Annotated in this window: 14 protein-coding genes; 5 read left to right on the top strand and 9 right to left on the bottom strand. The window is 56.3% G+C overall.

Annotated features, from left to right (window positions below):
- Positions 1-148: 148 nt before the first annotated feature.
- Positions 149-832 carry a tyrosine-type recombinase/integrase gene (locus RBB82_RS25235; RefSeq protein ID WP_433975888.1) on the bottom strand — a complete coding sequence of 228 codons (684 nt, stop codon included), beginning with the start codon at positions 830-832 and terminating at the stop codon, positions 149-151.
- Positions 833-897: 65 nt separating this feature from the next.
- Positions 898-1,101: a hypothetical protein gene (locus tag RBB82_RS25230; protein ID WP_433975887.1), complete on the bottom strand. Its 204-nt coding sequence runs from the start codon at positions 1,099-1,101 to the stop codon at positions 898-900.
- A 272-nt stretch (positions 1,102-1,373) separates the two neighbouring features.
- Between RBB82_RS25230 and RBB82_RS25225 the strand changes: the two genes are divergently transcribed.
- Both RBB82_RS25225 and RBB82_RS25220 read left to right on the top strand, forming a co-directional pair.
- Complete coding sequence (locus RBB82_RS25225) at positions 1,374-2,969, top strand: ArnT family glycosyltransferase (protein ID WP_433975886.1); 1,596 nt, start codon at positions 1,374-1,376, stop codon at positions 2,967-2,969.
- A 125-nt stretch (positions 2,970-3,094) separates the two neighbouring features.
- A complete protein-coding gene (locus RBB82_RS25220; RefSeq protein WP_433975885.1) occupies positions 3,095-4,162 on the top strand; it encodes an IS110 family transposase in 1,068 nt (355 codons plus the stop codon).
- A gap of 769 nt (positions 4,163-4,931) precedes the next feature.
- Here the strand turns inward: RBB82_RS25220 and RBB82_RS25215 are convergent.
- Complete coding sequence (locus RBB82_RS25215) at positions 4,932-5,984, bottom strand: AraC family transcriptional regulator (RefSeq protein ID WP_433975884.1); 1,053 nt, start codon at positions 5,982-5,984, stop codon at positions 4,932-4,934.
- Positions 5,985-6,467: 483 nt separating this feature from the next.
- On the opposite strand from RBB82_RS25215, the gene RBB82_RS25210 reads away from it, so the two are divergent.
- Positions 6,468-9,983, top strand: a complete 3,516-nt coding sequence (locus tag RBB82_RS25210; protein WP_433975883.1) for an Ig-like domain repeat protein — start codon at positions 6,468-6,470, stop codon at positions 9,981-9,983.
- 258 nt (positions 9,984-10,241) lie between these two features.
- Here the strand turns inward: RBB82_RS25210 and RBB82_RS25205 are convergent, their stop codons facing one another.
- Genes RBB82_RS25205 through RBB82_RS25195 form a run of 3 tightly spaced genes read right to left on the bottom strand, consistent with a single transcriptional unit; the run spans position 10,242 to position 12,555 of the window.
- The gene (locus RBB82_RS25205; protein ID WP_433975882.1) at positions 10,242-10,478 is read right to left on the bottom strand and encodes a hypothetical protein; all 237 of its coding nucleotides are present in this window, start codon (positions 10,476-10,478) and stop codon (positions 10,242-10,244) included.
- An 8-nt stretch (positions 10,479-10,486) separates the two neighbouring features.
- The gene (locus RBB82_RS25200; protein WP_433975881.1) at positions 10,487-11,683 is read right to left on the bottom strand and encodes an IS91 family transposase; all 1,197 of its coding nucleotides are present in this window, start codon (positions 11,681-11,683) and stop codon (positions 10,487-10,489) included.
- On the bottom strand, positions 11,680-12,555 hold the full coding sequence (locus RBB82_RS25195) for a tyrosine-type recombinase/integrase (protein ID WP_433975880.1): 876 nt from the start codon (positions 12,553-12,555) through the stop codon (positions 11,680-11,682). Before RBB82_RS25195 ends, RBB82_RS25200 begins: the two co-directional genes overlap by 4 nt.
- 155 nt (positions 12,556-12,710) lie before the next feature.
- Here RBB82_RS25195 and RBB82_RS25190 point away from each other — a divergent pair, with 155 nt between their 5' ends.
- Positions 12,711-13,685 (top strand): NAD(P)-dependent alcohol dehydrogenase, encoded by a 975-nt coding sequence (locus tag RBB82_RS25190; RefSeq protein ID WP_433975879.1) that lies wholly within the window; start codon positions 12,711-12,713, stop codon positions 13,683-13,685.
- A gap of 1,104 nt (positions 13,686-14,789) precedes the next feature.
- Here RBB82_RS25190 and RBB82_RS25185 read toward each other — a convergent pair.
- Positions 14,790-16,154: a winged helix-turn-helix domain-containing protein gene (locus RBB82_RS25185; RefSeq protein WP_433975878.1), complete on the bottom strand. Its 1,365-nt coding sequence runs from the start codon at positions 16,152-16,154 to the stop codon at positions 14,790-14,792.
- Positions 16,155-16,761: 607 nt separating this feature from the next.
- On the opposite strand from RBB82_RS25185, the gene RBB82_RS25180 reads away from it, so the two are divergent.
- Complete coding sequence (locus RBB82_RS25180; RefSeq protein ID WP_433975877.1) at positions 16,762-17,235, top strand: hypothetical protein; 474 nt, start codon at positions 16,762-16,764, stop codon at positions 17,233-17,235.
- A 200-nt stretch (positions 17,236-17,435) separates the two neighbouring features.
- On the opposite strand, the gene RBB82_RS25175 is transcribed toward RBB82_RS25180, so the two are convergent.
- Both RBB82_RS25175 and RBB82_RS25170 read right to left on the bottom strand, forming a co-directional pair.
- Positions 17,436-18,671: an MFS transporter gene (locus RBB82_RS25175; protein WP_433975876.1), complete on the bottom strand. Its 1,236-nt coding sequence runs from the start codon at positions 18,669-18,671 to the stop codon at positions 17,436-17,438.
- 132 nt (positions 18,672-18,803) lie between these two features.
- Positions 18,804-19,625, bottom strand: a complete 822-nt coding sequence (locus RBB82_RS25170) for a class I SAM-dependent methyltransferase (RefSeq protein ID WP_433975875.1) — start codon at positions 19,623-19,625, stop codon at positions 18,804-18,806.
- Positions 19,626-19,833: the final 208 nt, after the last annotated feature.

Genomic DNA, 19,833 nt, shown 5'->3' with positions numbered 1-19,833 from the left:
CTTGTCGCGCCTGAAAGTCGCACTGTCGATAACCTCTGACTTAGGTTCTCCCTCCATATCAGGGCTTAGCACTCATTGAGCAGAGTCTACTGCCATACATTTCGCGTTCTGTCCGGTTGGTCGGCCACTCTTCCAGAACCCCCGCGACTCAGGGATTTGGTTCAATTCCGATGCGATCATTGACCGCCGATCGAATCCGCTGCTTGCAGCCAAGGTATCGCTCGGTCGTTTGAACCGAGACATGTCCCAGCAGGAACTGGATCTGTTCCAATTCGCCGCCTGCAGCGTGGCACAGACGAGCGCACGTCCGACGCAGATCATGAGGGGCCAGTTTTGGCATACCGATCTCTTTCGCGCAATCCTTCACAATGTGCCAGATCGACTTTTCCGTCATGCAGTCTCCCCATGTCCGCCCCATCCTGGTGACCCTACGAAAGATTCTGCCTCGGGCAATTCCCGCCGCCCTCAGCCACTCGTCCAACTGCCCTTTCACCCAGTCGGGAATCGGAACCGTTCGGACGTGTCCTGCCTTGCCCACCAAATCGACAATCGCCCAGTGTTCTTCGCGTTGCTGCAGGTCATCAATCCTCAGGCCAACGGCTTCGTGCCGCCTCAGCCCACATGCCAGCAGCAACGCAAGAAGTGCTCGGTCCCGCTTCCCTTTGAGCCCCTGGCTATCGGGCGCTTGCCAAAGAGAGTGAGCCTGCTCGACCGTCAACCAGTTTCCCAAACGAACACCCAGTTTCTTCACACCTTTGACGCGGCGAATGCCAGCCGCGAGATCCGAACTGAGCAGGCCGCAATCGGCCGCTTCGTACGCGAGCCGCCGCACAGCGCCCAGGCGAAGGTTGACAGTTCCTGGAGCCAGTTGCCGGGATTCCAGATAGCTCCTGTACCTTAAGACCACGATCCGATTGAATGACAGACGGGCTCAGAGCAATACCAGTCAACGAACTCGTCGATGGCATGACGATACCCGCGCTGGGCGTCGGCACTGGTCAGGCTGTTCAGGACTGCTGCCTTGGCATGTTCAAGATCGGGAAGGCGCAAGACAGTCTTAGCTTTCTTGCGATTGACTCGGGAGCGCGGCTTCTGCTTCATGGTCTGTGGCCTCCGTGCCACCAAATCATGATCCGACCCATCCTTGGAGTATGTCCGGATTGCCCGTCAACCAGACAGAGCCCCCAAAATCCTCTCCGCGCACCAAAAAGTCGATGAGTGCATTGGCGATTTAGCGTCAATCTACGTCCAATTCGCTCCTTTGGGTTCCGTGATACATGATCGCGGTACAACGGGGATAAGCTATGCGTAAGAATCGATGCTGAGGAAATATTTGTACGCGGCGATGGAGGCACAACCGGGAGGCGACTGAGATGAGAATTGCAGAGCCGCAGGGATTTGCTGCCGATTCTGTGAAGAGCGCGGTTTGGCTGGCGGCGGGGTTTGGTTTGCTCAAGTACGCGCTGGCAACGCTGACCCAGATCGCGATGCAACACGCCGGCTATGACGTCTTCCGCGATGAGCTGTACTTTATTGTCTGCGGGCGCCATCTGGCGTGGGGGTATGTGGATCAGCCGCCCGTCATTCCTTTGGTCGCGCGCATTTCGGAGTTGCTGTTTGGGTTGCATTCGCTTGCGCTGTTCCGGACCTTTGCCTCGTTGGCGGGCGCCGCGGAAGTAGCGATAACGGGGTTGCTGGCATGGCGGATGGGCGGTTCGCGCTGGGCGCAGGCTTTGGCAATGACGGGGATTCTGCTGGCGCCCATGGCGATTGGCGCCAGTGCGACCTTTTCGACTAGCACCTTTGAGCCGCTCTTCTGGATGACGGTGGCTTTCGCACTGATGGAGCTGGCGCGGTTGTCCGATCGCGGCATTCGCAGTGGCCGTACAGTGGCGTTGTGGTGGGTGCTGCTGGGCGTGGCGGCGGGCCTGGGCCTCGAAAACAAGTGGAACGAGGTTTTCTTCCTCACCTGTCTGCTGGCAGCGCTGCTGATGACCAGCCAGAGAAAGTTACTCGTTTCAAAATGGTTCCCAATCGGCCTTGCACTCCTGGTCCTGCTGATTTTGCCGAATCTGCTTTGGGAGATGCAGCACCACTGGGCAACACTCGAGCTGCTGCACAACGATCAGATTAACGGCAAGAACGTGCACATAGGGCCGCTGCAGTTTCTGTTGACCCAGATCCTGGTCTTCGGACCGCTGATGGCTCCGTTGTGGATTGGCGGCATTCTGTGGCTGCTCTTCGGCCGGTCGGCAAAGATGCTCCGTTTTCTGGGCGTGACCTATGTGCTGTATCTGCCCCTGATGATGATTCTGCACGCCAAGGACTATTATCTGGCGGCTATTTATCCGCTCTATTTTGCCGCGGGCGCGGTGGCCCGGGATCTGGCGTTTCGCAGACCCTGGCTGCGGCGCGGGCTCACGCCGGCGTACGTAGCGATGAACGCGGCGTTCATCGCGGTTTTGCTGCCAATCATACTTCCAGTGTTGCCGCCCGCGCAGATCATTGCCTACCAGGCGCGGATCCACGTGCAGCCGCCGAAGACGGAGACGGCAACCACGGCAGCGCTGCCACAGTACTTCGCGGATATGCTGGATTGGCGGCAGAAGGCGGGCATGCTGGCCGCTGCCTGGTACTCGCTGCCGCAGACAGAGCGCCCACAGGCCGTGATCTACACGGAGAACTATGGCGACGCGAGCGCGCTGAACGTGTACCGGCCGGATGTGCCGCAGGCCATCAGCGGACACCAGAACTACTTCTTCTGGGGACCCCGCAGCTATACGGGCAACGTCATGATCGTTTTTGGAGAAAGCCGCAGTACGCTCGAAAGCGAGTTTGACTCGGTAGAGGAATTTACCCAGGATGCAAACCCGTATGTGGAGCCGTATGAGCGTGGACCGGTTTTCATCTGCAGAGGTCTGCATGAAAACCTCCAAGCACTGTGGCCCAAGGTGAAGAACTGGGAGTGAGGCAACGGTGAGGGTCCGTCCCTTCTCAACTCACGACTTCAGGCCGAGTCACGCAATATAAAAGGCGCCCACTTTGCTGTAGGTTGTGGTTATTCGTATCACCACCTACCGAAAGGAGCGCCGTTATGAGCCAAGAGAAATATGTCGGCATGGACGTCCACCAAGCAACGATCTCGGTTGCAGTCTTGGATTTTCGGGGCAAGTTGATCATGGAAAGTATTCTGGAGACGAAAGCGGCCACGATCCTTGAGTTCCTCCAGGGGCTGCACGGAAGTTTATTGGTGACCTTCGAAGAAGGGACCTCTGCGGCCTGGTTACATGACCTGCTGAAACCTCACGTCACCCGTCTCGTGGTCTGCGATCCGCGCAAGAACGCCCTGTTGAAAGACGGCAGCAAGAGTGACCGAATCGATGCGCGAAAGCTGGCAGAGCTGCTGCGTGGCAACCAACTCACGCCGGTTTACCACGGCGAGCACGGGATGCGCACCTTAAAGGAACTAGGTCGCAGCTACGTGACCATTACGCAGGATCTTGTCCGGGTCATGAGTCGAATCAAAGCACTCTACCGAAGCTGGGCCATTGCCTGCAGCGGTACCAGCGTCTATGCACCGCGGCATCGCGCAGAATGGTTAGGCAAGATCCCGGAACCCGGAGTTCGTCTCCGGGCCGAACGGCTCTATCAGCAACTGGATCTGCTGCAGCCGGTGCGTCAGCAAGCGCGACGCGACTTGCTGACCGAGAGCCGCAAGCATCATGCCGTGAAATTGCTTCGCCAGATTCCTTCGATCGGTCCGATTCGTGCAGCCTTGCTGGTTGCGCAGCTGCAGACGCCACACCGTTTCCGTACCAAGCGTCAGCTGTGGGCTTACAGTGGTTTCGCGCTGAAAACCCACGACAGCGGCGAGTACCGCTATGTCAGAGGAAAACTGCAACGAAACCGGGAGCGCATGACCGTGCGTGGCCTGAGTAACAACCATAATCCCGAGGTGAAGAATCTCTTCAAAGGGGCTGCAATCTCCGCTAGCACTCACCCTGGCCCGCTGTACGATTTCTATGTTGCTCTTCTTGAGAAAGGGATGCGACCGACGATGGCGCGTCTCACCCTGGCACGAAAGATTGCCAGCATCACTCTAACGATTTGGAAGAAAGGAGCGGATTTCGACGCCACACAATTGCATCGGCAAGAAGCTTGAGCGTCTCTGATGAAGAGGCCTTTCCATCTCCGGCGATTCTCTCTGGTGGTGGTCAGTCGGGTTCTCGAGACGCTCGGTTCGAGGTGAGTATCAGTCAATGAGTTTGGCCCTGTGTGCTTCGGCACCGAGTCACTGAGTCACGCTATGCCTCCTCGGATAACCAGAAATAGCGATAGGCCACGAGCCTCTAATAGAACCATGGTTGACACCCAAATACCAAGGCCCGCTTGCGAAGTCTAAGACTCGATCGGCGTCGTCACCAACTGGAAGATGAAAGCCACGGATATCCAAACAAGCCACAAAGGAACCTCTCGAGCGAATCGAGGGGCACACTCACAGGCAGTGGGCTGGATCTCGAGACAAAAATCTTCTCGCTGTCCGGTCGAGGGGGAAACTTTTTTCTTGACATCCCTTTTTATAGAACTCATTGAGCCCTGAACAGAGAGGCTCGGGGCGTTCCGAGTGGATTGTCGGCCATCCGGAAGTAACGCGGTAATTTCTGGTTTGCCCGTCATCCGGCAACAATCCGCAAGACTTGAGTCTTTCACAACGCTCAATGAGTGCATTGCCCTGTTACCGCCAACTGAGATTCAACTTCCGGTTTGCTGCTGAATTGCTGTAATGACAAAGTTGGATTCATCTCTTGTGTGGGTCGATGGGTCGTGGTCGATCGATTTTGCGCCAGCGACTGCAGGAGCCGCCCCAAGCTTGTTTCGACAAATGGCTTTCATCGCAAGCAATCGTCAGAAAGAATGACTCATAGGTATCTCTAAAAGGAGACACCGGCGCATGTGTCCGCCTCGCGTCCTGGGACTGCTCTCCACTGGCTCGGAGTTACCCCCGCCCATCGTACAAACCCACGCGTGAGTACGCTCGGATCGGCGTAGCCAACGATGGTAGCGATAATAGCGATTTGCAGCCGGGTGCAGTCAAGTAATTGCTTAGCATATTCACACCGTGTCTCATCCAACACCTCCTGAAAATTCACCCCTGAAACAGTTAATCGGCGATCGAGCGTGCGACGGCTCATGCCCAGCTGTTGCGCAATCGTAGTAGCAGAAATGCGACCCCTTATGAGCGCAACTCGTAGTTCGCGCCGAAGCTGGGTGACTACATCAATCTCTCCAGCATGCCATAGGGCCTGAACCTGCTTCTCGACGGCGATTCGCCGCCGAACGTCGGCGCCCGCGATAGGCTGATCAAGCATTCTTCGTGGAAAAACCACAGCGGTTTGATCCGCATTGAAGGCAAGCTTGACCCCAAACGAATGGCGATAGTGGGATACATTTCTGGGCTCGGATCGAGCCAGTAGAACTTCCAGAGCGGATGTATGGCCTGTACCGGCAAGCTCGCAAAAGATGGTGAATGCTCCCATGGCAGCGCCGTCGCAGATTAGATACTGACCGGGCACGTTTGGCTGGTAAACAGCGTACCCGAAAAACGCTTGCATCTTATCTTCCAGCAGATAGGTGACGCCTCCGTGAGCGTTTCGATGCTGATTGATTGCAAAATCTTGCAATGCAACGCGGAGCGTCGGCGAATTTCGCATTAGCTCGCCGAGAAGTCCAAGAGTTTCGGTCCGGATTTGACGACCGATTTCCAAACCAAAATGTGAACAGCGAGTCTTCTCGCAGGCCAGCTGCGAGAGCAGTCCCATTGCTCGGTAAGGAATTGTTCCATCCGGATTCTCTAGCGCGTATGCGCTCAGACCAGCACCAGTCAACACTTCTAACGGGTCTACGCCGAAGCGCCTCAGAAGCTCAGGCAGGCAAGAGAGAAAACCCACTCTTTGAAGGTTCTCGGGTAAATGCGCTGGATGCATCTCGTTAGTTCTTCTTTCGAAACGGAGCTGCCTGACCCGACAAATATTTGGATATTTTGTCCATTATAGTCAAGTGCTCCTACGCGAGGCAGACTATAGTCGATTCGAACTCATAACTAGCCCGCTCACCTTATGAAGCATGCCCAAAGAGTCTGACGCCCGCGCGTGTTCGGCGCGGGCGCGAGGCTGCGATTGTGCCATGTGTTCAGAGTTGGTCTGGATAGCAAACTGCATTGATATATGCGACTACACCTCCGCGGAACCGTTGTGCCCGTCTCCTCGGAAGTGTGACTAAGGTCAACAGCAGAGTCACCGCTTCGCTTGATCACAAGCAGCCCGACGAACTGGAACTAGTCAGGCCTAGGCCCAGCCCCGCGTGCGAATGTTCTGTGGTTCGCACGAACACGCTCCTGCTTCAAGCATCAGGTTTGGTTACAGCAGCAGGTCCCCAGAAGGACCGGCTACATTTACAGGGAGAAACTCATGCACAGAAACAACCGTTGTAGAAGCGTCGCGAAGATTATGTGTCTTGCGATAGGTCTGGTTTTCGGTCAAGCAGCAAGGGCTCAATCGCGAATTCCCGACGCAATTCAGAATGCGGAGCGCGTCGCAATCAAAGGCAGCAGTCCTGCCCGTCTCATCTCGGTGAGCCGAGACATTGGCCGCCTCTCTTCCAGCCAGAGTCTTGGTCGAATGGTGCTTTTGCTGGCGCCCACGGCAGCACAGGATCAGGCCGCAGCCGATCTTATCGCCTCTCAGCACGACGCTTCTTCTCCCTTGTTTCATAAGTGGCTGACCCCAGCCGAATTTGGCCAACAGTTCGGAATCGCCGATGCCGATTCTTCTCAGGTCAGCGCGTGGCTTCAAAGTCAGGGTTTGAGCGTGCACCATATTTCACAAAGCCGCCGCTTCATCGTCTTCAGCGGCAATGTCGCACAGGTCGAGAACGCATTCTCGACGCAGATGCACTCTTATTCCTACAAAAATAAAACGTTCATTTCGAACTCCAGCGATATTCAGCTTCCTGCCGCCCTACGCAATGTAGTCAAGGGTGTCGTTCGTCTGCACAGCAATCCGTCTTCGCCCGCTGTTTTGAGCGGAGCGAAGGTACATTTCAAAAAGGCTGGCGGCCAATTTACCTTTGACGACAGTTCGCATGGAATCGCTCCTGCCGACTTCGCAAAGATCTATAACGTGCAGCCTCTCTACAATGCTGGAATCAACGGTACGGGCCAAACGATCGCCATTGTGGGTCGCAGCAATATAACCATCCAAGACATACGTGATTTCCGCAACCTACTCGGACTTCCCGCGAATGATCCTCAAATCATCATCAACGGAGACGATCCCGGGATCACGACAGATGTTGACGAGGCCACACTCGATGTCACATGGTCGGGCGCAGTCGCTCCGATGGCAAAGATCGATTTTGTTGTCTCCGAAAGCAACTTCGCAGATGGAGTAGATGTCTCTGCAGAGTACATTGTCGACAATAATCTCGCTCCGGTCATGAGCACCAGCTATGGATCATGCGAAACCGACCTGGGCCCAGTCGAAAATGCCTTCTACAATTCACTCTGGCAGCAGGCAGCTGCACAGGGAATCACCTCATTTGTATCTGCTGGAGACAACGGCGGTGCAGGCTGTGACTTACCTGCTGGCGGAGTCTATTCTTCCGGCATCCTCGCCGTTAACGGAATTGCATCAACACCTTACAACGTCGCTGTTGGTGGTACCCAGTTCGACGATACAACTAGCCCCAGCAAGTATTGGAGTGCGACCAACGATCCAACGACCGGTGAGTCTGCGCTCAGCTACATTCCGGAGACGGCATGGAATGAAAGCAGTAACGATCCGAATGATGTTTTGCTCTACGCCGGCAGTGGTGGCGTAAGCAGTCTCTACGCTAAGCCTAGCTGGCAGACTGGAGTGGGTGTTCCGAATGACGGAGCACGCGACCTGCCTGATATCTCCCTCACTGCTTCACTTCACGACGGGTATCTCGTATGCCTGAATGGAAATTGCGGTTACGGCGACTACTTCTTCACCTTTGGAGGCACCTCTGCCTCCAGCCCAGCCGCTGCTGGCATCATGGCGCTGGTGAATCAGAAGATGGGCGGTCAGCCGCAAGGGATGGCCAACTACGTCTTTTACCGACTAGCAACGACCCCTGGAATCTTCCACGACACGAGCAAGGGCAACAACAAAGTGCCTGATCAAAACGGTCAATTTACCGTTGGCTACAATGCGGCCTCCGGCTACGATCTTGTAACAGGACTCGGCTCGATGGACGTCAACGCCCTGGTCAACCACTGGAAGGCAGCCGCATCCAGCGGAGCCGGTACTACGATTGCTCTCGCACTTGGCAACGGACAAAAAGCGACCGCAGTCCACGGAAGACCGATTAGCTTCGAGGCAACCGTCGGCTGTTCTGCCACTGGAAGCTGTGTCGCTCCCACCGGAGCTGTAGCTCTTTCGGCTACGTCCTCAACAGCAGCAACCATCGCGGTAGGTTCAGGCGATCTGACACCACTATCGACCACCAGCGTAGCGAATATCATGACCTCCGTCGTCCCTGGCGGCAGCTACAAGGTAAGCGCTCGTTATAGCGGCGACGCTAAAAATGGACCAAGCACTTCCAACGAAGTTCCCGTGACTGTATCTCCCGAGAAGAGCCAAACGTTCGTCGGGTCGGTTGGTGGTGGTACTTTCGCAACTGGTCCCATTTCGGTGGGATACGGCCTATCTTGGCCTGTTGGAGTCATCGTGGCCGGAAATTCCGGATACGGCTTTCCTTCTGGCTCTATGACCATGACAGCAGATGGCGTACCGATCACAACCGGAGGAGTCTACGACTACGCAGCCGGAACTTTTTCGCCTAGCACGATGACTTTGAACTATGGCGAGAAAACCCTCACGAAAACCGGACTTCCAACCAGCCAGTCGAGCACTATATCTTATGTCCTACCCACGCAGGCACTAAGTGTAGGGTCTCACCAGCTTGTTGCAAGCTACCCTGGCGATCCAAGCTTCGGGCCGAGTCAGGGAAGCTATACCTACAACGTCACACAGGCGCAGGGACTCATCGAGGATTTCTTTCCTGTCGGAGACACCGTCGCGAACACGCCTGTTCAGCTCGTCGCGCAGATCGGATTTACTAACGGCGGCTTCGCACCGTATGGAGGAGTAATTACCGTCTCCGACATCACCAGTGGCAAAGCCGTTGTGTTGGGCAAAAGCAAGGTCGACAGTACCCAGTACAACGGCTACTGGACGACTAACGTCACCGTTACTACCCCGGGCACGCGAACCATAAGGTTGGACTATACCGGCGACAGCAATGTCAAAGGCACATCCTCGACGTACTACGTACCATTCACAGCCACGGATCCTTCCTATGTAAACTTCAGCACTGACATCACGTCCTCATTCGGTGGGCAACCCGTCACCCTAACCGCCTCAATCGGTTCAAGTGTCCCGCTACACGTCGCTACTGGAACAGTCACCTTCTACAACGGCACAACCGTTATTGGATCGGCTAAGGTTCCCAAGAGCGGAACCGTGGTCCTTGTCACCCGCAAGCTGCCTGCCGGCAACAATAGTTTGACGGCCAGCTATTCGGGCGATGCCATTCTCACCTCTTCTGTGTCGTCTCCTATTCCGGTGGCGGTCGCGGACTACATCCTCCAGGTCTTACCTTCGTCAATCAAACTTAAGGAAGGCAGCTCCGAAAGCGTTACTCTTGATCTCATCCCACAGGGTGGCTTCACGAGTCCGGTTCAACTAGCCTGCTCGAATTTGCCAGAAGATGTCACCTGTAAGTTCAGCAAGCCGACTGTCGCTCTCGATGGCGTCAATCCCGCCACAGTCTCCCTGACCTTAAAGGCTGCCAAATCCGCGGAGGTTATCCATAAGGCCGTATCAGTCATCATTACAGCGACTAGCGTGGCTGGAACCACTCCAAAACAATCCACACTTGATATAACCATCAAGAAATAGCAAAGAACAATTCGAAGTTCATAGACGAGGCGTCATTAGATGTGGCGCCTCGCTAAGCTTTGACGAGGCGAGTCAGTGAGCTGTCCGACTGCAGTTTCGGTTCCGGGTGTGTGCCACCAAACCCTAAAGTTAGCGGTTTTATTTCTCAGTTGATGACAAATCTCTAGTGCCGTATCGGCAGTGCTCCGCGCGAGAATTTCTCGCGGTGCGAGGCTGCTGATGCGGAGCGGTGCGGATACGGCGATTTGCAGTAAGCCGCTAGCGCGGTAAGAGTATGGGGATTGAAAGCTGTTTACGGTGAGTTAACGCGGCTGACTGAGCACGAAATGGGATGCCGGTGACCTGAGCGGGGCCGTTCAGGGGTGCCCCTGCGGTGTGCATGGCAAGGCCGTGGCAGGCATCGAGGTCATGCGGAGCCGATTCGAGCCATGGGGTAGCGTTGGCGGGAGGAACGCCTGGCGATGCGAGGGATCGTGTTGGTATGCGCGTGGGCAAAGTCTTCCTCAGGATGAGTCGAAGTGCGCGCAGGCGAGCGGTGCATGGGAGTTGATCGACCCATCGGCTGGTTGGCGAGCGACTACGTGCAGGGTGCCGCGCTTGCACTGAGGACAGGACCGGTTGAGTGCGGACTTCTGTGGCGCGGTCAGCAGTGCGCTGTTGTCCGGGGCGGTGGCGTGGAGATGGCTCCTGCACAGGTCGAGGGCCTGACGGCGGTTGCGGTTGGCGAGCAATCCGAAGTGTCGGATCTTGATGAAGCCTGCGGGCAGTGCGTGGACCAGGAAGCGGCGGATGAACTCGACCGCGTCGAGCCTCATGACGCCGCTGCGGTTGTTGTGCTTGGAGTCTCGCCATCGGAAGCGGACCTGTCCGTTGTCGAGGCTGAGCAGTCTTCCGTTGGATATGGCGACACGGTGGGTGTAGCGGGCCAGGTACTTCAGCACGTTTTCCGGACCGCCGAAGGGAGGCTTGGAGTAGACCACCCACTCCTTGTTGTGCAAGCTAGAGAGTAGAGAGTGAAATGCATGCGGCTGGGAGAGCGCAGCAAGCATGCCGGAGAAGCATAGTTCGTTGCGGCGATAGCTCTGCTTGAGGAAGGCGAGCAGCTTGCCGCGGAACATACGGCTGAGCACGCGCACCGGCAGGAAGAAGTTATGTTTTGATCGAACCCAGTGGGAGTGATCGAGCGCCAGTCCGCCGGCAGGAACGAGGCAGTGCAGGTGGGGATGATGTCCCAGGTTCTGCGACCAGGTGTGCAGCACCGCGAGCACGCCTAGGCGTGCGCCCAGATGGCGCGGATCGGCGGCGATCTCCAGCAGGGTCTCGGAAGCGGCTCGAAATAAGAGGTTGTAAAACAGCCGCTGGTTGCGGAGTGCGAGCGGCGCCAGCTGCTTGGGCATAGTGAAGACTACATGGGCATAGGGCACCGGCAGCAGGCTTGAGGCCTGCTTTAGAAGCCAGCGGTCGCGGGCTGAGGACTGACACTTGGGACAGTGCCGGTTGCGGCACGAGTCGTAAGCGACAGTCTCATAGTCGCAGCGATCGCATCGTTCGAGATGAGTGCCGAGCGCCGCCGTTCGGCATCGGCCGATATCGCGCAGTACCTTGCGCTGCTGGTCGGAGACCACATGGCCCCAGCGCTGAAGGAACTGGTTCTGGTGAGCGTGAAAGACATCGGCCACTTCGAGCCGATGTCCTGTCATGCCGTTCGATTACCTCCCTGGGCAGTTCGAACAATGCGAATGGGCAGGTCGTCGAGCGGACTCGCCGTGGCGTGTAGTCTGGCTTCGGAGACATGCAGGTAGCGGGCCGTGGTCTCAAGATCGCGGTGGCCGAGTAGCAACTGGATGCTGCGCAGATCGGTTCCTGCATCAAGCAGATGTGTCGCGAAGGAATGTCGCAGCACATGCGGGCTCAGCGGCTTAGTGATGCCGAGCTTCTGGCGCAGCTTCTGACAGGCGACCCGCACAGCGTTCTGAAACAAGGGTTGGTCCGGCCGCTCTCCGGGAAAGAGCCAGTCCTTGGGCTTGCGCCACTTCCAATAGACACGCAACAGCTCGAGCAGCTTGGGTGACAACATCACCTGGCGCGGGAACTTGCCCTTGCCCTCGCGGACGTGGATGACCATCCGCTTGCTGTCGATGTCGTTGACCTTCAGGTCGAGAGCCTCCTGACAGCGAAGGCCAGCGCTGTAGTAGACGGCGAGCAGTGCGCGGTGCTTGGTGTTCGTCGTCGCATCGAGCAGAGCGCAAACTTCTTCACGGCTCCAGACGGTGGGCAGCTTACGGCGCACCTTGGGCTTGATGATCTCCTGATCAAACCATGTCTGCTTCAGAGTCCGCGTGTACAGGAACTTCAGCGCCGACCGGGCGCACTGGAGCGTTCCCCAGGCAAGCTTCCGCTCATCGAGCAGGTACAGCAGCCAGGCGCGGATATGTTCCGGGCCGAGTTGATCGGGTGACTTGCGGAAGTAGCTGGCGAACTCAGCCACGATCCGGATGTAGGAGTGAATCGTGCGGGGCGAGTAGTTGCGCAGCCGGAGATCTTCCTGCATGCGCTGACGTAGGTGAGTCATGGACACCTCCTTGCGTGTCCAAAACTCTATCCAAACCCCACAGAATCATAACCCTGCCGCGCTAGCGGCTTAGTGCAAATCGCCAATGCACTCAGCGAGACTGAATCGCGAACGGTAGCTAGATTCCGTATACTTGGTGTCTCGAAAGCTAGCCAATGCAGGCAATCATCTATCGCCGCTACGGTCCACCCGACGTTCTTGAATACAAGGAATTAGACAGACCTGTTCCTGCCCCAGGAGAGGTCCTGATTCAGGTTCGCGCCGCATCGGTCAACCCATACGACTGGCATTTTTTGCGCGGGACGCCGTCTTTCATCCGTCTGTTTACCGGACTGCAACGGCCAAAATCGCCGTACCTGGGAGCGGATGTGGCAGGTGTGGCTGTAGCAGTTGGCCCAGGAGTTACACGTTTCAAGCCTGGCGATGAGGTGTTCGGCGTTTGCAAGGGAGCATTTGCTGAGTTCGCTTGCGGCAAGGAAACCGAGTTGGCTCCCAAGCCTGAGCGATTGAGCTTTGAACAGGCGGCTTCGGTTCCAATAGCCGGTATCACGGCTCTGCAGGGGCTTCGGAACTGTGGCCGTGTGCAGCCCGGACAACGTGTGCTCATCGTCGGGGCAGCGGGTGGCGTCGGCACGTTTGCCGTACAGATTGGTAAATGGCTCGGCGCCCATCTCACTGGCGTCTGTAGCACGCGAAACGTGGCATTTGTGCGATCCATCGGCGCGGATTGCGCCATCGATTACACCCTTCAGGACTTCACGCGCAGCGACGACCAGTACGACATCATCTTCGATCTCGTTGGCAATCATCCGCTGAAAGCAATACGGCGTGTTCTGAGTTCGAAAGGAACATTTGTGGGATGCGGAGGAGGCGGACCCGACAAGCGTACGAGTGAGCTTCTGTCCACGATGGTGGGGCGTCTCGTAACGGCGCCATTTACGAGCCAGAAGCTTACTGGAGTGTTCGCGAAAGTCAACGCGGCTGACCTGAATGTTCTCGGCGACCTTTTGCAATCCGGAAAGATCGAACCGGCGCTCGATCGGAAATACTCGCTCAGCGGCGTCGCGGAGGCCCTCCGCTATGTGGAATCCTGCCACGCGCGAGGCAAGGTCACAATCACGGTCTCGTAGAGTCACCTGTTTTTTTTATCGGCCAGAAGGCCGCTAACGATCGCTTCAATGAAGCGCTTTGCCCTGTTATCGCTTATCGAGATTCTGTCTGTACAAATGGACGTGGCTTCGTTTGGGACCTCGGATCACGATCCGGCCATGTCTAGAATTTTCCTGGTACTCTTCGGCGGACTGGGCGCGTTAGCGTGAAACCGCCGTGAAGGACCCTCAGGGGAACGAGATTCGATACAAATTTCGGTGCACTGTGGTATTCACGTATGCGAAATGCGAGAGGTCCGAGCCAGGCACAAGCCCGGCGCGGTTGACTGATCGCGAGCCTGGCACGACGCTCGGGTCTGCGAACGGCCTGATTCCTCTCGGCGGAAATTTCGGCAAGCTTTCTCCCGGTCCAACCGGGATCGCCAGACTTCGTCCGGTGCTCGTGCGCGACGGCGCTTCGACGGAAATGAAAAGGAACTTTCCGTTCGAAGACCATGTTGGAGTGCAAGGGCCATCGCACATGATCCGCGGAGGTCCACCGTCGATTGGAATCGCCATAGGTCTTACGCTTTTGCCATCTGGAAGGGGAGCAACTGCCATAACCCATCGCCGGCCGGGCGAGATACCTTGGACAACACTAATCGGGTATGGGACGGCTCTTGAACGCCCAGAGCCGTCCTGGTTCATCTGCTCCAAGTAGTTTACGTTCCCCTCCGTGAATTGAAACAAGATTTGCCCCCTCGGGCCAAAATGCGGCGACGTGTCGCCCGAATGACCGATTCGTTTGGCCGGGGAGCTTCTGTCGATAGGGGCTAGCCACAATTAGGATTTTCCGGCGGACGCCGCGGTGGCATAGACTGCTTGTTTACCATCCGGCGATACATCATAGGCAAGCATAGAAACGCCGGGGAACACCGCTTCACTTTTGCCAGACTCAACTATGAGGCGCCAAAGCTCCGGGCCCGAGCCCGCCGGTTGATGCCGCCGCAGAAGGTAGTAAAGGGTCTTGCCGTCCACGCTAAAGGAGGGAGGTGAAAGGCCACCGGTAGGCGTCGGCAAGGTACTAATGTCCTCGACTATTTCTCCTTCCGAAGACAAAGATCGATCTCCATCGGTGTCATGAATTCAGATAGCGCTTTCATGAATTCCCATTGAGGTGATGACAGACCGGCCATCCTGCTCCACAGCCACTCCTTCCTCCTCGGTGGGGCCAAAAGTGACTTGCTCCGGCTGCCCGTTCAGAAAACGGTGGCGCCACAGATGACTCTGCCCTTCAACCGCCGCGGTGAAATACATCCATGAACCATCGGAAGACCAGCCTGCGGATTTGCACGCGCCCGTCGGCCCGATGGATCGAGTTTCAGAGCGGCCGTCGAGAGAGATGAGTCGACAAGAGACCCACGCCCCTGTTTCGTCCATCTCGGCCACCAAAGCCGATCTGCGATCGGGAGAAGCGAAGGAATAATGCGCCATCGCCCGTTCCGGTAACGGAAAATATAGTTCGCGGAAGTTCCCGCGCGTAATCGTTCCGGTAACGATCCCCATATGCAGACCCGAGCGGATTTCGGAGAAGAGCAATTGGCGTTCGTCCAGCCAGGTAAGCCCAGCCGCGTTGCGCAGAAAAAGATGGGAGTCGCCTCCCAGTACCGAGACAGTGTAGGTTGCAAAAGTGGGAACTTCCAGCACGGTGTAGGCGATCTGGGACCCATCCGGGGAGAAGGCCAAATTGTATTTCGGCCGCGGGTCGTCAGTCAGGCGCTTGGCTTCGCCGTTGGGGAGCACTTTCACGTAGATTTGATCGGCTGTAAGGAAACCGCTGCTTCCGCGAATGAACGCAAGCATGCGACCGTCCCTCGACAAGGCGGGAGCCGTCGCGGAATCCGTGAAATCGGTGAGCTGCGTGACCTTTAGCCCAGCCTGATGGGCTCTTCTGCTTCCGGAGTAGAAAAAGTAGGCCCCGGCGGCGACGGTGGCAACCAAGACGACTGCGGCAATTAGCAACGGATACTTCCAGATTGATTTGCGCGGCGGATCAGATAGGAGTGTATCCAGCGACGCGTCCGGAAATTCGTCTGGGGCGCCGTTTGGCACTAAGTCCGTCTGCTCAACCACGATCTGAGTGAGGAAGCGGGTGTCTATGATCAGGTCCTCGCCGTCCAGCACAACTTCGCGCACTTGCGCAGTGAAACGATACCCGCGTCCAGGAAGCGTCACGATGTACCGCTCGTCTCCGGGGGCGACACCTAGCGCCTTGCGAATCCTGAAGATGTTCTGGCTCGGGTTCGCTTCCTCGACGAAGGAATCCGGCCATACCGCCTTCATCAGTTCGTCCTTGGAGACGACCTCCCGGCTGTGGCGAACAAGGATGAGCAGCGTTTCGAAGGCCTTAGGGGTGATCGCGACGGGTTGATTTTGGCGCAGTAGGACCTGTCTATCGGGGTCGACCTGAAAGGGGCCGAATTCGTAGAGTACTTTGAGTCCGGTTGCCATCCCTTGACCGACCTTGAACGCCGTTTCGGACTGGATGTGGGCATCGGCGTTCTCAACCTATATTTACCGAGTGCATCTTCGATTTGGCAGCGATTTTACCACTCATGGGTGAGAACTGAATGGGCCACGCGCTGGCTGGAGGTCTCGTAAACCCTTCGCTTTCACTCAGAACAAAGGATGAAAGATTTTGTAAGAAGTATTACGGCGCTCTCTAAAGACTTGTAATCCGGATTGCGCGCAGGATACGGCCAGTCGTAACTCAAAAACGATCGACGCATGGGAGTGCCGTTGCTGTGAAGACAACTAGAATCACTGTCGAGACTGAGACCCTCATGATCATTCGACGGGCAAAGGTAGCTTTGGCCTTATGTCCAGATTGCCGTACCGAAGTTGAGGTCATCACGCTCGACAGCGACAGCCTGGCCGACCCGTTTACGGCGGAACAGATCCGGGAATGGATTAAGACAGGGAGGCTTCACTTTTGGCAGACGGTCGATGGACCAGCCCAGATTTGCGTCGCATCGCTTTTGCATTGCCTTGAGTTGGAAGACGTTCGGATTGGTTGTCCTTCCAATGAGAGCCCACTGGATGCCTCAAGGAGGCCGTTATGAAACGCAGCATTGCACCGACGACTCTCTTCAATGCTTTCGCCATCGTGTTCGCTCTGGGCATCGCGCCCAGGGCTCAGGCTGGTGAGAATAAAGTTTGCTCAAACGCTACCCTGCGCGGCAGCTTTGGATACACCGCCACAGGCACTCTTCTCCCTACCGCTGTCCCGGCCACACTCGCCGGTCCTTTTGGTGAGATCGGTAGGCAAACCTTCGACGGGAATGGGCATACAACCGCAACCGCGACAATAAACGCAAGCGGAAACATCGTAAATGTAACCATTGAAGGCACGTATACGGTGAATCCGGACTGTACAGGCTCCATGACACGCAAAGTGTCTCCCTTGGGTGTTACAGCACACGATGACCTTGTGATTGACGACGACGGGTTCGAGCTTCGGACCATCGCCACAGACCCAGGGGAGATTGAGACCTATGTTTACAGGAAGCAATTCCTGGAAGGTCGCTGGTAACACTAAAAGACCTGACCGATGTGGGAAACCCTGAGTGTCCTTCTCGATGAGTGGTAAATCGCCAATGCGCTCATTCAGCCCTGAACAGGGTACCTTGTGGAGTTCCGGATGGTTTTGTCGGCAACCCTTCCGTTACGCGCCCGAACGGCCAACGACGGGTAAGGTGCGGGTTGCCCGTCACTCGACAGGCCGTCTTCGAGCTAGCTCGATCTCTGCAAAACGCCAACGGGATCCCGGATTCTTAAACTCAAAACCAAGCTGCCTGCCACCACGTAGACAAGTGCGATGAACGCGAAGCTGGCTGCAAGCGAGTGCGTTCTGTCGTTGAGATAACCAATCGCGAAGTTGCCGGCTAGTCCACCAAGTTGCCCGATTGAATTGATCAGTCCGAATGTAGCGGCGGCAGCAGCTTTGCTTAGCATCATCGTTGGTATCGCCCAGAAAGCGGGGTAGTACGCGTACAGGAAACCGCTGCCCAGAAGCAGACACGCAATCGCCACCGGGATTTCGTGGCGGAAGACCGTCAAGAGCCCGAACATTAATCCGGCAGAGAGCAACGGAATAGCACTGTGCCAGCGCCGCTCCGCCGTCCTATCGGAGTGCCAACCATTGATGAGCATACCTGCGATTCCCATTAGAGCTGGAATCAGTAGCAGCGAAGTCACCGTCCAGTTAGAAGATCCCGAAAGACGCTTCACGAAGGTCGGAATCCAGTAGATGGTTCCCAGAGCTCCTGTGAGGGCCAGGAAATATGCAAGGATCAATCTTAGAATTCGTGCGTCTCCAAAAGCTTCCAAAATCGTAGGGTTTCGAATCTTGTTTTTCACCTGTAGCTCCCCTTCCAATTCATTGACGAGCCAGTCCCGTTCGTCATCAGGAAGCCAACGCGCTTGCAAAGGCCAGTCCGTCATATAGAAGTAAGTGACGGCACCCACGAAGACGGCAGGAATTCCCTCCAGGATAAAGAGCCAGCGCCAGCCAGCGAGCGATTGCCAATGTACACCGAGGAGCCAACCTGCCAAGGGGGAACCGATCAAAGCAGCGGCGGGATTAGCTGCATATAAGCAAGCAATGGCTCGGCTGCGGTCGCGTGCGCAAAACCAGTGTGTCAAATAAACGATCATGCCAGGGAAAAAGCTGGATTCAGCGGCACCCAAGAAGAAGCGGGCGGCATAAAACTGGGTCGCAGTGTGCACGAAGCCGGTCAGAATCGTCACTATTCCCCACGAGATCATGATTCGTGCAATCCATTTCCTCGCACTCCAGCGTTCGACGATGACGGCCCCGGGTATCTCGAACAAGACGTAGGTTATGTAGAACATCCCTACTCCTAAACCGTAGACGCGGTCGCTTAGTCCCAAATCTGCACTCATTCTGAGGTTGGCAAACGACACGTTGACCCGGTCGATGTAGTTGACGATGTAAAGGAGAAACACAAAAGGGAGCAATCGGTAAGCGACTCGCCGTCTCGCTCGCTGGCCAGCATCACTCAACCTGGCCCTCCCCAGAGCTGCACTTCCATGCGAGTTCATGGCCATCCCTCCCGGTTCTTAGGCCGAGTTTGAAACTCAGCTCAAGCTCTCCGCAACATAAACGAAGCGAGAAAGGCGGCCTTCTCGGGCAGTACATGCAGCAACAGCGAGAAACTCCTGCTGGCCGTCATATGCCTGATCGCCTTCGATTTCACGAAGGACAGCACTTTTCGATGCGCGGGCAGCGAGTCTCGCCTCGGCGACTTTAGCCATGTTCGCAGTCACGTCTTCACTCACCAGCAATCGCAGTCCGCACTGAGCAATGACGCTTTCGTCATAGCCATAGGGAACGAAGAGATAAACACCAGCCGAACTCCGTATCGCCACCTCTGCATTCGTCAGCGGCCCGGTTAGGGTGATGGGATCGGTGAACAGCAATCGTCCGCCTACCTTCAACAGCCGAGTCCACTCCGCAACGACACGTGGACGGTCAGAAAAGTGGTTTATCGCGTCAATACATATGATGACGTCAAAGCTGGCATCAGAAAATGGCAACCGCCCTGCAGCATCTGTAGACCGAAATTTGGCGCGCTCGACCAAACCGCGCTGGGCTGCAAGTGAAGTTGCCGTTGTAACTGCTTGTTCGTGAATGTCGATGCCGACAATAGAGCAACCGGTGATCGCCGAAAGTCGCAACGCGGGCCCTCCTGCTCCACAAGCGACATCAAGCAGGGTCTTAGAAGGTGAAAGATCGAGCCATTCCAAAAACTTGTCCTGCTCATCTGAGGTGAGCCAACTATTTTGTCCGATATCCTCGCCAAAAGCTTCGCAACGGATCTGTGCGTACAGTTCTGTTTGAAAATTACCATAGTTGGCGTTGTAGTGACCGGAGGGTGGCAGCGAGTTGAATTTGTCCATCTGGACCTCCGCTCAAACCGGGCCCCGAGACTCTATTCATCGTGATTTCGAAAGCGCAGAGATTGTGCCCTTTGCGCGTCCCTTGATCATCGTACCCATCCATCAATGGTCTAAAGAAGCCTATTTTATGGCACAGACGGACCGAAAATCGGGCAGTAAAATTTTTCGTTGGCCATCGATCGACGCGTCGTCGCCAATTTGACAATTC

Source organism: Tunturiibacter lichenicola (assembly GCF_051013355.1).
Classification (GTDB): domain Bacteria; phylum Acidobacteriota; class Terriglobia; order Terriglobales; family Acidobacteriaceae; genus Edaphobacter; species Edaphobacter lichenicola_F.
Note: the sequence above shows the minus strand (reverse complement) of the source record. Positions and strands in the feature narration are given on the sequence as shown.